Here is a 14,074-nt window from a genome sequence, read left to right as displayed (position 1 = left end):
GTTATTCGGACGCTTCGATCGGTTCCTTGTGCAACCATTCGGCGTGGCGGGGCGCAGTCTTGGTTTTGCTCCAATCATCGAGCATCAGCGGCGCTACACGCTTCAATTCGGCATATTGTTCTTCGGTGCCGATATCGCAGGCGAGCTCCAGCCGATGGCCGTTGGGATCGAAGAAATAGATCGAGCGGAAAATTCCGTGGAAAGTCGGGCCGATCACGTCGATACCCAGTGACTCAATATGCGCCTTTGCCGCCTTCAGCGTATCGAAATCAGCTACCTTGAAGGCAAGGTGCTGCACCCAAGCCGGGGTCTTTTCATCGCGGCCCATTTCGGGCTGGTTGGGCAGTTCAAAGAACGCCAGCACATTGCCACCGCCGCAATCGAGGAAGATGTGCATATAGGGATCATATTCGCCGGTTGACGGTACATGATCCTCGGCAAAGGCCGTGGTGTAGGTGAAGCCCAAAACGCGGGCATACCATTCAACGGTCTCCTTCGCGTCCTTGCAGCGATAGGCGACGTGGTGGATGCGGTCGGTCTTGAAGGGAACGCTCATTCGGCCACCTCCAGCACGCCGCGTTCGATCTGGTCACGCTCGATGCTTTCGAACAGCGCCTTGAAATTGCCCTCGCCAAAGCCTTCATCGCCGCGGCGCTGGATGAATTCGAAGAAAACCGGGCCGATTTCGGGCTGTGCGAAAATCTGCAGCAGCAAGCGCGGCGTGCCGCCTTCCGTGGTGCCGTCGAGCAAAATTCCGCGCGCCTTCAAAGCATCAACCGGTTCGCCATGGCCGGGAAGCCGATCATCGAGCATCGCATAATAGGTATCGGGCGGCGGCGTCATGAAGGTGACGCCGAGTTTCTTGAGATTGTCCCAGCAGGCGAGCAGATCGTCACAGATCAGCGCAATATGCTGGATACCCTCGCCATTATAGGCGCGCAGATACTCCTCAATCTGGCCTCCACCGGCCTTGCCTTCTTCGTTCAGAGGGATGCGGATCTTGCCATCGGGCGCGGTCATCGCCTTGGAAGTCAGGCCGGTATATTCGCCCTTGATGTCGAAATAGCGGATCTCGCGGAAGTTGAATATACGCTCATACCAGGACGCCCAATGCGCCATGCGGCCGCCATAGACATTGTGCGTCAGGTGATCGATCGACTTGAAGCCAGCGCCGACCGGGAAATGCTCGGCCCCGGGCAGATAGACGAAATCGATATCGTAGATTGACAGCGCATCAGGATTTTCAAGCGTTGCGTAGCGGTCAACAAGGTAGATGAACGCACCGCCAATGCCCTTGATTGCGGGGATACGCAGTTCCATCACGCCGGTCTTGCTTTCAACAGGCTCCGCCCCGCGCTCGATCGCCTCCTTATACGCCTTGGCGGCATCCTTGACGCGAAACGCCATGCCACAGGCCGAAGGGCCATGTTCGGCGGCAAAATAGGCCGCAGGGCTGCGTGGTTCGTAATTGGCGATCAGGTTGATTTCGCCCTGCCTCCACAGATGGACATCCTTAGAACGATGCTGGGCGACGCGGGTGAAGCCCATGCTTTCGAAGACGGGTTCAAGGATGCCTTTCTGCGGGGCGCAGAATTCGACAAATTCGAAACCGTCGAGGCCAAGGGGATTTTCAAACAGGTCGGGCATGAGGGTTCATCCAGAGACAATAGAGCCATGTTCGGGGATCCCGAATCTGCGATATAGTAACAATTGAAACCAGTTTGCGCAAGCGCGCATCCTTGCGGGCCTAGTCCGCCTTGCGCTCCATTTCGCGCACCCGTTCACGCAGCTTGGCAAGCAAGGCTGCAAGCTGCGCTGCCTCTTCATTGCCCAATATGCCCTCAATCTCGGACTCAACCGACAGCGCGAGCGGGACGATCTGGTCGTACAATTCCTTGCCCACCGCCGTCAGCGCGAGGTGGTGCGAGCGTCCATCGGTTTCGTTGGGGGCGCGGCCAATGAGCCCGCGTTCGTCCAATGCCTTGGAAGCGCGGTTGACCGTCACCTTGTCCATCTGCGTCGCAGCGACCAGCTCCCGCTGGGTCGCACTCCCCTTTTCGCCGAGAACCGCCATGACCCGCCATTCGGGAATTTTGAGCCCGAACCGCCCGCGATAGCTGCGCGCAATCAAGTCGCTCACCGCGTTCGAGGTGATCGAAAGCTGGTAAGGCAGGAATTCGCCAAGGGTGAGTTTCGAACGGGTCATGCGCGGTCTGCTAATCAAATTTCCAGCTTGCGCCAAGCCAAAGGGTACGCGGGTTGGCGCGTTCGATCACACCGCTGCCCGAAATGGCGGCTTCTACCCGCGCATCGAACAGGTTTTCGCCGCGCAATTGCAGGCGCAAACCGCGCATGATCTCGAAGCCTAAATCAAAATCGAGCGTCCATGCATCGGCCAGCGTGCGGATGTTGGCATCATCCTCAAACTGCGCGCCGATATAGCGCAATGTGGCGGAGGCAGAGATCGACTGCCGTTCATAGGCCAAGGTCGCATTGCCGAAACGGCGCGGCACTTGTGCCGGACGCAATCCATTCAGCGGCGCCGAAACACCCGAACCGCGCACCTCGGCATCGACGAAGGCATAGCCAGCTGTCAGCGACACCGCGTCGGTCAGGTCAATGCCCGCATCCAATTCGACGCCCTTGGAAACAATCGCATCCAGATTTTGCCGCTGGCGATAGGTGCCGCCTGCCGCGACAAAGCCGACGCCAGCGAAATTGCCCGGCCCCTGCCCCAGCGTGACGTTGGCGATCGCTCCGTTCAGGCGGTTGCGGAACATCGTGACACCTAGGTTGAGTGTCCCGTTGTCATAAGCTAGCCCGGCATCGACACCTTCGACCCTTTCAGGGCGCAGGTTTTCGTTTGCGGCCGTCGCATCGGCACCAACGCGGAACGGCCGGTAAAGTTCGTTGAGCGTCGGCAAACGCCATGCGCGATAGGCTGCACCACGTAATGAAAATCCGTCTGCAAATTCCCAGCCCAAACCGGCGCGGCCTGTCCATTCGGTGCCGCTGCGGTCAGCAAAACGATCGTCCGAGCGGACGGTACCGCCGATATTGACCTCGCGCCTGAAGCCATCCGTAATCGTCCAGCGATCGAGCCGACCACCGGCAGAGAGCGTCAACGCTTCCACTGGCTGGTAGCTCAACTCAGCAAAGCCGCCATAGCTGTCGGTCTGCCCACCCGCAGTGCGAAAACGCGTCGGCGCACCAGCGACATAGGTGAAAAATTCGCGGGTCTCCCCATCGGTTCGCCGCCATTCGCCACCCAGACGCAATTCCACCTGTTCGCCCACTGGCGGGCGCAGCTCAAAACGTGCACCAAGTCCGGTCGATGGCGTCGCAAACTGATCGAGCGTTTGCGTGACGCTGTTACGGTTGACCGCGACCGCTCCGAATTCGGATGAGAATTCGCGGATCTGGACATAGCCCGTTGCCGACCATTGCCAGTCACCGATGCGGTCGACCAGCCGCAAACTGGCATCAACACCGCTATTGGCATTATCGCTGAAATCGACGCCGCGATCACGCGTATCGGTGAAGGCACGCACATTGGCCTGCAATTCTGTGGAGGCATTCAATGGAGCTACACCGCGCAGTGAAATGCCCGCCTGTTCGTAAGGCGCCCGCCGATCGACCGACCCACGTTGACCGGCAATGATCGGGATGAAGCCATCGCCGCGGGCATAGCTCGCCGCAGCTATGACCGATCCACCTCCGAGTCTTGTCGCGTAGTTTGCTTTGCCTTCGATGCTGTTTCGGCTGCCATAGGCCAGCGCCAGAGCGGCGGCATCACGATACTGTATGCTATCAAGCTCGATCACGCCAGCGAGCGCCCCGGGCCCTGCACTCGCTTGCCCGCCGCCTTTGCGCACGCGCGCACTGGCAAGGTTCAACGCATCATAGCCCGGCCAGCTTACCCAGCCGCCGAACGGATCGGCCTGCGGCACATCGTCGAGAAATAGCAGCGCACGGGAGGAAGCGTTGCCGCCCAGACCGCGCAAGGTGATGCCCTGGCTGGTCGGGTTTGCGCTACGCGCATCAGAGCGGCGGAATTGCTGGAGGCTGGGAACCTGTTGCAATGCGGATTCGAGCCTTGCTGCAGTCAAGGGGACCTCATCGACATCTTCGGTGCGCTCACCGATCGACGTCGGCAGGTTTCCAACCACCGAAATCGTGCAGAATTCGAGGGTTTCTCCATCGGCTGCCGATGGACAATCCTTATACTCCGACTTGTTGACTTGCGCCCAAGCAGGTGAGGCCATGCCCGCAAAGGCGAGCGGCAGAGCTATCAATGCACCTTTCATTCCGGCTTCACCGCCTCCGGCGCAGCCTTGGCGAAGGCCTCTATCGCGCGCAGCGCGGCATCGATCCGCACCAGTTTCGGGAATGCATCGAGCGGGGTTTCGAAACGCCGTGCATTGGCCATTTGCGGCACAAGGCAGATATCGGCAAGGTTGGGCAGGTCGCTGCCGAAAAGGCCGTCTTCGGGGGCCATGGCTTCGAGCGCGGTGAACCCTTCAATGATCCAGTGTTGATACCAATCAGATTTTGCCTGTCTCGATGCTGCAAAAGCAGAATCGAGATAATTCAACACACGCAGATTGTTGAGTGGATGGATATCCGCCGCGATCAACAGCGCCTGCGCCAGCGTTTTCGATCGGATGGCCGGTTCGGGTGAAACCAATGGCGGATCGGGATATCGCGCATCCAGATAATCGATAATTGCAAGGCTCTGAGTCAGATCATGCCCGTCGATAGACAACATGGGCACGAATCCCTGCGGGTTCCGCGCCACATATTCGGGTTTCTTGTGCGATGCGTCGAGCAGGTCGGTCGGCACCGAGGTGTAGACAACACCTTTGAGATTCAGTGCGATGCGGACGCGGTAGCTGGCAGAGGATCGCCAATAGTCGAACAGGATAATTTCGCTCATACCTGCCGGTTAGCATGCCCGCGACCAAAGGCAAAAGCATTGCGCCACACAGTCTGATTGGTATGACCGATGAGAGAGGAGAAATGACCTTATGCGGAAGACCAGCCTTTCCATTATCGCCCTTTTGGCAATCGCAACCCCGGTTCAGGCAGCCGCGCCGATTACAGGCCGATGGGTTACGCAAGACAAGGATGGCGTCGTTGAAATCTATGCCTGCGGCGACAGTATTTGCGGCAAGCTTGCCAAATTCCTGAACCCGCCGCCCGGTGGAAACGCGCAAAAGGATGTGAACAATTCAAACCCGGCGCTGCGCAGTCGCCCGCTGCTCGGCATCAACCTGCTCAGCGGATTCAAGGCAGCGGGCAATGAATGGAAGGGGAGCATCTACGACCCGCGGCGGGGCAAGACCTTCCGTTCGGTCGTGTACAAGGGCAAGTCGGGCAACCTCGTCGTCAAAGGCTGTATCGGCCCTATCTGCCAGACCCAAACCTGGACGCCGGCAAGCTGATTAGCTGCGCAATTTCCAGCCCGAACGGAGCAGCGCGTAAGCGATCACGCCGAGCGCCAGGTTGATACCGAGCAGCAGCAGCCCGCCGAACAGCACCGGGCTGTCCGCCGTTCCGATAAAGCCATAGCGGAAACCGGAGATCGCATAGAAGAACGGGTTGGCATGGCTGATTGCGTTGAAAACGGGGGACAATTTGTCGACCGAATAGAATGTACCCGAAAGCAAGGCTGCAGGCGCAACAACGAAATTGGCGATGGCCGCCGCATGGTCAAACTTTTCAGCCCAGATCGAGGTGATAACGCCAATCAGGGCGAGCAGGATCGAACCCATCAGGCCGAACCAGATCATCGCCCCATAATGCGCAGGGGTGACATTGACGCCGGGCCAAAAGGCCATGGCAAGCCATACTGCAAACCCGACCAATATTGCACGGGTCACTGCCGCGCCGACCATCGCGACCAGCAGTTCCAGATTAGACAGCGGCGGCATCAGATAATCGACAATCGTGCCCTGGATCTTGCCGACGAGCAGCGAAAAGCTGCTGTTCGCAAAGCTGTTTTGCATCATCCCCATGATAATCAGGCCCGGCGCAATGAAGTCTGCGAAAGGCACGCCCAACACCGATGGCTTCACCCCGCCCAAAGCAACGGTGAAGATGATCAGGTACAACAATGTGGTGATCGCGGGTGCCCAGATGGTCTGCAACTGCACCTTCATGAAGCGGCGTACTTCCTTGAGGTACAGCGTCTTCAGGCCGATCCAGTTGACGGTGTGAATTTGTCGTTCGGCGGGCTCGGCTTGAACCTCGACCGTGGCGTCATTAGATTTGGGCTGGCTGGAAGTTTGGTTGCTACTCATCGCAATATCGACTATCGGCTTGCCCCTTGCGCGGCAAGGCGCTTTTATGTGTAGCAGCAAATAGCCGCGCTTTATTTGTTTGGAGTTTTTGATGTCCTGGACCGACGAACGGATCGATCGCCTGAAATCCATGTGGGAAAAGGGCCTCACCGCAAGCCAGATCGCCGACGAACTTGGCGGGGTCAGCCGCAATGCCGTGATCGGCAAGGCGCACCGCCTCGGCCTCAAATCGCGCCCGTCGCCCGTCAAGGCGAACGAAGGCGAAGCAAAGCCTGCACCCAAGCCCAAGGCAAAGCCGGTTGAAAAGGCCGCTGCCCCGCGTGCGGCAGCGCCTGCCCCCGAACGCAGCCCCTCGGCAGCAGCACCTGCTCAGGCGACCCCTACCCCGCGTTCGGACATGCCCAAGATCGTGTCGATCGGCCCCGGCGGTTTCATGCGCCAAGGCCCCGGCGACCAGCAGGCACCGATTCCGCCTGCGCCACCGCGCCGCCTGGTTCCGGCCAAGCCGAGCCCCGAAATCGCCGACAAGACCAGCCTGCTCGACCTGAGCGATCGCGTCTGCCGTTGGCCGATGGGCCATCCGGGCGAGCCCGATTTCCATTTCTGCGGCGAAGCGGTGAACCCCGGCTTCCCCTATTGCGTCGAACATTGCGGCCGCGCCTATCAGGCGCAATTGCCGCGCGGCGTGCGTCGCCCGCCCCCGCCGATGCCCTTTGGCGGTCCGCGCGTACGCTGATCGACCGGGCGCATGTCTGGCCGCCCGCACCCCTTTGCCGATTTGATCGATCTTGCCGTCCTGCCTGACGGCAAGGGCGGCAGCACGGCTACGCTAGTTGCGGAGCACAAACATATGAACCCGCATGGCGTCGTCCATGGCGCAGTGATCTATGCGCTGGCCGATACCGGCATGGGTGCCGCGCTCTACCCGACACTGGATGCGGGACAAGCTTGCGCCACCATCGAAATCAAGATCAGCTATTTCCGCCCGGTTTCCGGCGGCGAGATCCAATGCGCGACGCAGATCGACAATAAGGGGCGCAGTATCGCCCACCTCACCTCGCGGATCGAACAGGGCGGAAAGCTGGTTGCGCTGGCAACCGGGAGCTTCGCCATATTGGCGGCGCCCCCGGGCGCAGTTTAGCCAGTTACATCGATCAGATTGTCGTCGGAATTGCGGTCGATGTAGAAGTTGTAGGGATCAATCCCGGCAAATTTGGGCTTGGTCTTCGACGTGACAACGATCTGCTGCTTGCCGCCTTTCACCGGCTTGCGTTCGATCGAGACCACATCCTTCTTGCCAAATGCACCGATGCCAGGGCGGGCGTTGAACAGACCGATTTCGATCGGTTCGGATAGCGGTGCTGCCTTTTCATTACCCTTGGCATCGGCATAATATTTCGCTGCCTCGACCGAGATGGTCGTCTGCCAGAGGCCGTTGGCAAGCTTCTTCGCCTTCGCCTCTTTCGCCTTGAAATCGTACACCGTGATCCGTTCGAACAGATCGGTGATCAGCGCCTGATCTTCGGGCGTTTTCGCTTCCTTGCGGAACTCGGCGATCAAATCAACCGAACGGTGGTAGGGTGCTCCCTTGAACTTCCATGTCTGGATGAAACGCGCGAGTGCGCGGTTGACGGCATCTTCGCCCAGCCTCTCCTGCAGCAGGTACATGACAAGGCTGCCCTTGCGGTAATGGATATAGCCCTGATTTTCGACGCGATAGAGCGGCAATTCGCCAATCGGATCGCCCTTGCGCCCGGCCAGATACTGGTCGAGTTCATATTTCAGGAAGCGGCGGATCTTGTCGGGCCCATAGAGCTTTTTCATCACCATCAGCGCCGAATATTGCGCCAGCGTCTCGCTCGTGATCGTATTGCCTTGCATGTCCGCACCGATCACCTGGTGCGCCCAATATTGGTGCCCAAGCTCATGTGCGGTGACATAGCTGACATAATCGATCGAATCCGGGTCGGTCACATCCGCCGCAAAACCGATGCTTTCGGAATAAGGCATCGTGCCGGCAAAAGCCTGCGCGAAGGTCTGATAACCCGGAAATTCGATGATGCGGGCGTGATCGAATTGATAGGGACCGAAGTTGGCCTGGTAATAGTCCAGTCCAGCCTCAAGCGCCTTGAGCATCGCAGGCACATTCCATTCGTGGCGTGGATCGTGGAAGATCGTCAGTTGCACACCCTTGTAATTCTTCTCGGTCAGCTTGTAGCGGGCCGACTGGATCGAGAGGAAATTGTGGATGGGCGCACTCGAAACGAAATGCGCCGTGCGGCGGCCGTTGCTGGTTGAATCGGCAACCTTCCGCCCTGGTGCAATGGGCACCTGGTCAGCATCGGTGGTGACGGTGATGTCCGACATGATCCAGTCGCTGCGCACATAATTTTCGCGCGTCGCTGACATGTCCTCCAGCTTCGCAGGGCGCAGCTCGGCAGGAAGCCCCTGCCGTCGCCGCACGGTACGATCCTGAATGACCTCCTGGCGGTTCATCCCGATGATCGGGGCAAAGGCCCTGTTGTTCGCAAAAGTGCCGTTCAAATTCACCGTCGTTGCTGGCTGGCCATTGCGGAAGCCGCGATGCCAGATCTGCGACTTGAATTTCAGTTCGGTCTCCGCACCCGGTGCGAGAGGCTTTTCGAACCGGAAAATGCGATAGCCGAATATCTTGTCCTCGCTCGCCAGTTTTGCGCCTTTGAGGTCGAGCAAGCTGAATGTCGCATCACGATCGCCCTGGCGGATATGCACTTCGGAAAGCGGCGCGCCAGTTTCGTTGCGCAAGATATAGCTGCCGACAACGTCCATACGGCGATCCTTGGGATGGATCTGCACATCAAATTTCACCGATTTGACGGTCGGCCGTGGCAGCTTTTCATATTTGAGATATTTCTTCTCATAATCCGCCTGCCACTTTTCGCCCTCATTGCTCGATTCATAGCGGTTGAGGACCTTGAAGTTGTACCAGGCGTAGGCGCCGGTCCCGACCATAGCCACCAGCGCGGTCGCCATGAGCGCGAGCGGCGCACCTTTCAGGCCATGGCGGACGCGTTTCAGCCGGCTGCGCCAGCGTGTGTCCGTCCCGCGTGGCCAAACGATATGGGCAACAACCATCAGGATGACGGCAAAGGAGAGCCAATAGGCGCGCAGCACCCATGCACCATAAGCAAATCCGCCCGAGCCGTTCATGTCGCTCAACGGTTCGGCGGGATTGGAACCATAGCGGTAAAGCGCGTTGGTGTAGCCCATGTTGACCAGAAAGATGCCTGCAATGAACCAGACGAGGAAAATGCCCCAGCCGACATATTTGTTCGGGCTCAACGCCTGGAAGAACACGGCGAGGATGGCGACCAGCAGCATGTCGACAGTCATCGGCACCAGGAACCAGGCAAAATAGCTACTCAGGCCAAATTCCGGCGCACCCTTTATCAGTTGGAAAAGCAGCCCCGTCGCCATTGCGACAAGGTTGAGAAGCATCAGCACCAAGAGGATCGCCAGCACTTTGGGCAATGTGATCGCCCAATTAGGCGTGGGGGTGGAATCGATGATTTCGCCGATCTTTGCGTCGCGTTCACGCCAGACCAGCTCGCCCCCGTAAAAGACCGCGATGATCAAAAGGAAGATCGCAAAGCCCTGTTGGACGTTGGTGATGATGTTGGCGGTTTGCGGATAAGACGGCGTCCCGAACATGGTTTGCGTCAGGAACAGCCCTGCGCCCGTGTTGATGACGGCCAGCAGCAGCAACACAATCAGCCCCGGGCTGCGCAGCACCTGCATGATTTCGGTCTTGAGGCGGACGAGGAACTGCGCGCGGACCGAGCTGGCGTCGAAACGCTGCGTTACTGGAGCCGTCACAATCCGATTGGTGGCAACAGGCGCATTCTCGCTCGACCGTTCGCTTGCCAGCTTCTTGAGCTTGCGCTTGGAAGGCGCCCGTTCCGCCATTGAAAAGCGCCAATAGGTCGCGCCGAGCAGCACAATGGAAAGGCCAATGACCAAGCCACGGTTGATCAGCATGTTGGAATCGAGCGGCAGCAGCTTGCTGTTCATATCCGCTGCGGTCCAATAGCGCGTCGATTCCGACAATGCGCCAAAACCCAGCGGCTCAAACATCGCCATCATTTGCTGATATTCGATCTTGTTCGCCAGCAAAGTCGTGACGATCAGATAACCCATGAAGAAGATGACTACGCCCACATAGCTCCACAGCATCGATCGCGTGATTGTCGCGAGACCGAAAAGCAGGCTGCTCATCAGCAGGATATTGGGAACAGCGAGCAGAAGATAGGGCCAGAGATAATAAGCCGGGTTGTTGGGCCCGACGGTTTCTGGATCAACCCAAGGCATCGACACACCGACGAGCATTCCGATTGGCACGGCAAAATAGCCGAGCAAGGCAATGCCCAATCCGCCTAAGAAACGGCCTAGCACGTAATTGCGCTTGCCGATGGAGGTTGCCTTGATAATCGGGCCATAGCCGGTTGTATCATCACGCACGACGGCGTTAGCGACGAAGGACGTTATCACAAACAGGTAGAACAGCGATGTCAGCGCCATCATCGACGCGATCGCAAAGGGCGAATTTTCATTCACCGTTCCCGGCGTACCGATACTGACATTCTCGCTGGCGGTTACGCCAAAGCCCAAAAGGAAAAACAGGAACAGCGACACCCAGAAAACCGGGTTGCGGAGCTGGTATTTCAGCTCAAACCGAGCGACGTTCAGGAGCATGGTCCTACCCTTCTCAGGCTGCGCGGCGCAGGTCGGCGAGCGTGGTGAAATAGACGTCCTCCAGCCCGGCCTCTACCGGCTCGAAACCGGTCGGCTGGCTGTCGGCGAGGATATGGATGATCGTGCGGCCTGCAAACAAACGGGTCGAAATCACCTGATATTGTTCCTGATGCGCTTCCAGCTCGTCCCGGCCGATGGTCTTTTTCCAGATGCGGCCCTTGGTCTGCGCTATCAGGTCGAGCGGCGCACCTTCGAGCTGCACCTTGCCGCCTGCCAGCACCGCCATGCGTGGGCACAGGTCGGCGACATCGTCGACGATATGGGTCGAAAGGATGATAACGACATTGTCACTGATCCCTGCAAGCAGGTTGAGGAAGCGGTTGCGTTCTTCCGGATCAAGGCCTGCAGTCGGCTCGTCTACGATGATCAGTTCAGGATTGCCGATCAGCGCCTGCGCGATGCCGAAGCGTTGGCGCATACCGCCCGAGAAACCGGCAATGAAATGGCTGCGATGGTTCCACAAATTGGTCTGGTTGAGGAGGGTTTCGACCAGTGTCTTGCGCTCTCCCTTGTCGGCAACGCCCTTCAGCACGGCCATATGGTCGAGCATATCCATCGCGGTGACGCGCGGATAAACGCCGAAATCCTGCGGCAGATAGCCGAGCCGTTTCCGCAGCTCCTCCGGTTGGGCAAGTATATCGAGATCGCCGAACCTGATCGCGCCATCTGTCGGCGTTTGCAGCGTCGCAATGGTGCGCATCAAAGTCGATTTGCCAGCGCCATTTGGCCCAAGCAGCCCGTACATTCCGCGCGGGATCGACAGATTCACATCATCAAGCGCGCGTGTTCCGTTTGCATAGACATGGCTGACACCGGTGATTTCGAGCATGACTTACCCTCCTGTATTGCCCGACTATGACAGTAAAGCCCCTGCTTTCAAAGCAAATTTGCCTTCGACGAGCGACGCTCTGCGCTCGACGGGGAACATTTCCACAACAGACGTACGTTCGGCGGTTGCACCGCTGACTCCCGAGCGCCTATAGCGGCTGGCATGAGTGAAGACCTGTTCGGCGGCAACCTTCCCGCCGGTTCTGAATCTGGCGGTTATGATGCTTCGGCGATCGAGGTCCTCGAGGGGCTGGAGCCTGTCCGGCGTCGGCCGGGCATGTATATCGGCGGCACCGACGAACGGGCGCTGCACCACCTCGCGGCCGAGGTTCTCGACAACAGCATGGACGAGGCAGTTGCGGGCCACGCCACACGCATCGAAATCGTGCTTGGCGTCGGCAACCGGCTGACCATCACCGACAATGGCCGCGGCATTCCCGTGGATCCACATCCCAAATTCCCCGGCAAATCGGCACTCGAAGTCATCATGACCACGCTGCATTCGGGCGGCAAGTTCGAGGGCAAGGCCTATGCCACCTCGGGCGGTTTGCACGGTGTCGGCGTCTCGGTCGTGAACGCGCTGTCTACCGACACGGTCGTCGAGGTTGCGCGCAACAAGCAGCTTTACCGCCAGCGTTTCTCTTGCGGGGCAGCCCTGGGCGGCCTTGAAGAGCTTGGCCCTACCCCCAACCGGCGTGGCACCACCATCGCCTTCACGCCCGATCCTGAAATTTTCGGGGCGGATGCGAAGTTCAAACCCGCGCGCTTGTTCCGCCTTGCCCGTTCAAAGGCCTATCTTTTCGCTGGCGTCGAAATCCGCTGGAAATGCGATCCAGAACTGGCGAGCGAGGATGTGCCGCAAGAGGCGGTTTTCCAGTTCCCCGGCGGGCTTGCCGATCACCTGAAGGAACAGCTTGGCAGCCGCAACTGCGTCACCAGCGAATTCTTCCACGGCAACCAGGCCTTCCCCGACGATCAGGGCCGTGTCGAATGGGCGGTGGCTTGGCCGCTCTATTCGGATGGCAGCTATAGCTGGTATTGCAACACCATCCCGACCCCCGATGGCGGCACCCATGAGGCGGGCGTGCGCGCCGCGCTGACCAAGGGGTTGCGTGCCTTTGGCGAGTTGGTGGGGAATAAGAAGGCGGCGCAGATCACCGCCGATGATATCTTCAACGAAGCCGAGCTGATGCTTTCGGTCTTCATCCGCAACCCGCAATTCCAGAGCCAGACCAAGGACCGGTTGACCAGCCCGGAGGCCGCGCGCCTCGTTGAAAATGCGGTGCGCGACCATTTCGACCACTTCCTCACCGACAATATGGAACGCGGCAAGGCGATGCTGGGTTTCATCCTCGAAAAGGTAGAGGACCGGCTGAAGCGCAAGGCCGAGCGCGAGGTGAAGCGCAAGACCGCAACCAGCGGCAAAAAGGTGCGCCTTCCCGGCAAGCTCACCGATTGTGCGTCGGACGACCCCAATGGCACCGAACTCTTCATCGTCGAAGGCGACAGCGCGGGTGGCAGTGCCAAGCAGGCGCGCGACCGCAAGACGCAGGCGATCCTTCCCATTCGCGGCAAGATTTTGAACGTCGCCTCGGCAACCGCCGACAAGATCCGTGCGAACCAGGAAATCGCCGATCTCGGCCTCGCCCTCGGTTGCGGCACGCGCAAGGATTGCGACCCGGATAATCTGCGGTACGACCGCATCATCATAATGACCGATGCCGATGTCGATGGCGCGCACATCGCAACGCTGTTGATGACATTCTTTTTCCAGGAAATGCCCGCTATCGTTGAGCGTGGCCATCTCTACCTCGCGCGCCCGCCGCTTTATCGCCTGACCGCGGGTAGCCTCAGCGCCTATGCGCAGGATGATGCCCACCGCGCCGAGCTGGAAGCGACGATGTTCAAAGGCAAGAAGGTGGAGGTCGGCAGGTTCAAGGGCCTCGGCGAGATGAACCCGAGCCAGCTGCGCGAAACCACGATGGACCCGGCCACCCGATCGTTGATCCGCATCACTTTGCCGCACGAATATCAGAAACAGGTTGCGGTGAAGGAACGCGTCGAACAGTTGATGGGTAAAAGCCCCGAAGCCCGTTTCCGTTTCATCCAGGAACATGCGACTACCTTGGACGAGGAAGCTATCGACGCCTGAG

12 protein-coding genes are annotated in these 14,074 nt (G+C 59.1%); 4 read left to right on the top strand and 8 right to left on the bottom strand.

Annotation, left to right across the window (positions count from 1 at the left end; genetic code table 11):
- Position 1 precedes the first annotated feature (1 nt).
- From ACFSAG_RS00780 to maiA, 5 genes are all read right to left on the bottom strand, one after another.
- The gene (locus tag ACFSAG_RS00780) at positions 2-556 is read right to left on the bottom strand and encodes a VOC family protein (protein ID WP_374614502.1); all 555 of its coding nucleotides are present in this window, start codon (positions 554-556) and stop codon (positions 2-4) included.
- Positions 553-1,647, bottom strand: a complete 1,095-nt coding sequence (gene hppD, locus ACFSAG_RS00775) for a 4-hydroxyphenylpyruvate dioxygenase (RefSeq protein WP_381510602.1) — start codon at positions 1,645-1,647, stop codon at positions 553-555. Before hppD ends, ACFSAG_RS00780 begins: the two co-directional genes overlap by 4 nt.
- 100 nt (positions 1,648-1,747) lie before the next feature.
- A complete protein-coding gene (locus ACFSAG_RS00770; protein ID WP_381510599.1) occupies positions 1,748-2,206 on the bottom strand; it encodes a MarR family winged helix-turn-helix transcriptional regulator in 459 nt (152 codons plus the stop codon).
- Positions 2,207-2,216: 10 nt separating this feature from the next.
- On the bottom strand, positions 2,217-4,307 hold the full coding sequence (locus ACFSAG_RS00765) for a TonB-dependent receptor (protein WP_381510597.1): 2,091 nt from the start codon (positions 4,305-4,307) through the stop codon (positions 2,217-2,219).
- Complete coding sequence (gene maiA, locus ACFSAG_RS00760) at positions 4,304-4,936, bottom strand: maleylacetoacetate isomerase (protein ID WP_381510595.1); 633 nt, start codon at positions 4,934-4,936, stop codon at positions 4,304-4,306. Before maiA ends, ACFSAG_RS00765 begins: the two co-directional genes overlap by 4 nt.
- A gap of 91 nt (positions 4,937-5,027) precedes the next feature.
- Between maiA and ACFSAG_RS00755 the strand changes: the two genes are divergently transcribed.
- On the top strand, positions 5,028-5,444 hold the full coding sequence (locus ACFSAG_RS00755; protein WP_381510593.1) for a DUF2147 domain-containing protein: 417 nt from the start codon (positions 5,028-5,030) through the stop codon (positions 5,442-5,444).
- Here ACFSAG_RS00755 and ACFSAG_RS00750 read toward each other — a convergent pair whose 3' ends face one another.
- Positions 5,445-6,302: an ABC transporter permease gene (locus ACFSAG_RS00750; protein WP_381510591.1), complete on the bottom strand. Its 858-nt coding sequence runs from the start codon at positions 6,300-6,302 to the stop codon at positions 5,445-5,447.
- A gap of 91 nt (positions 6,303-6,393) precedes the next feature.
- Between ACFSAG_RS00750 and ACFSAG_RS00745 the strand changes: the two genes are divergently transcribed.
- Together ACFSAG_RS00745 and ACFSAG_RS00740 are read left to right on the top strand one after the other, a co-directional pair.
- Entirely contained in the window at positions 6,394-7,038 is a 645-nt protein-coding gene (locus ACFSAG_RS00745; RefSeq protein WP_374614487.1) for a GcrA family cell cycle regulator, read from the top strand.
- Positions 7,039-7,050: 12 nt separating this feature from the next.
- Positions 7,051-7,443 (top strand): PaaI family thioesterase, encoded by a 393-nt coding sequence (locus ACFSAG_RS00740; RefSeq protein ID WP_381510589.1) that lies wholly within the window; start codon positions 7,051-7,053, stop codon positions 7,441-7,443.
- On the opposite strand, the gene ACFSAG_RS00735 is transcribed toward ACFSAG_RS00740, so the two are convergent.
- Positions 7,440-11,033, bottom strand: coding sequence for an ABC transporter permease/M1 family aminopeptidase (locus ACFSAG_RS00735; protein WP_381510587.1), 3,594 nt, complete (start codon positions 11,031-11,033; stop codon positions 7,440-7,442). The two genes, ACFSAG_RS00740 and ACFSAG_RS00735, sit on opposite strands and share 4 nt — an antisense overlap.
- A gap of 13 nt (positions 11,034-11,046) precedes the next feature.
- A complete protein-coding gene (locus ACFSAG_RS00730; RefSeq protein WP_381510585.1) occupies positions 11,047-11,922 on the bottom strand; it encodes an ABC transporter ATP-binding protein in 876 nt (291 codons plus the stop codon).
- Between the two features lie 162 nt (positions 11,923-12,084).
- On the opposite strand from ACFSAG_RS00730, the gene parE reads away from it, so the two are divergent.
- Positions 12,085-14,073: a DNA topoisomerase IV subunit B gene (parE, locus tag ACFSAG_RS00725; RefSeq protein ID WP_374614478.1), complete on the top strand. Its 1,989-nt coding sequence runs from the start codon at positions 12,085-12,087 to the stop codon at positions 14,071-14,073.
- Position 14,074: the final 1 nt, after the last annotated feature.

This window comes from Sphingorhabdus buctiana (genome assembly GCF_042680825.1).
In the GTDB taxonomy this organism is placed as follows: domain Bacteria; phylum Pseudomonadota; class Alphaproteobacteria; order Sphingomonadales; family Sphingomonadaceae; genus Sphingorhabdus_B; species Sphingorhabdus_B buctiana.
The sequence above is the reverse complement of the archived record's forward strand: the minus strand, read 5'-3'. Positions and strand labels throughout refer to the sequence as shown.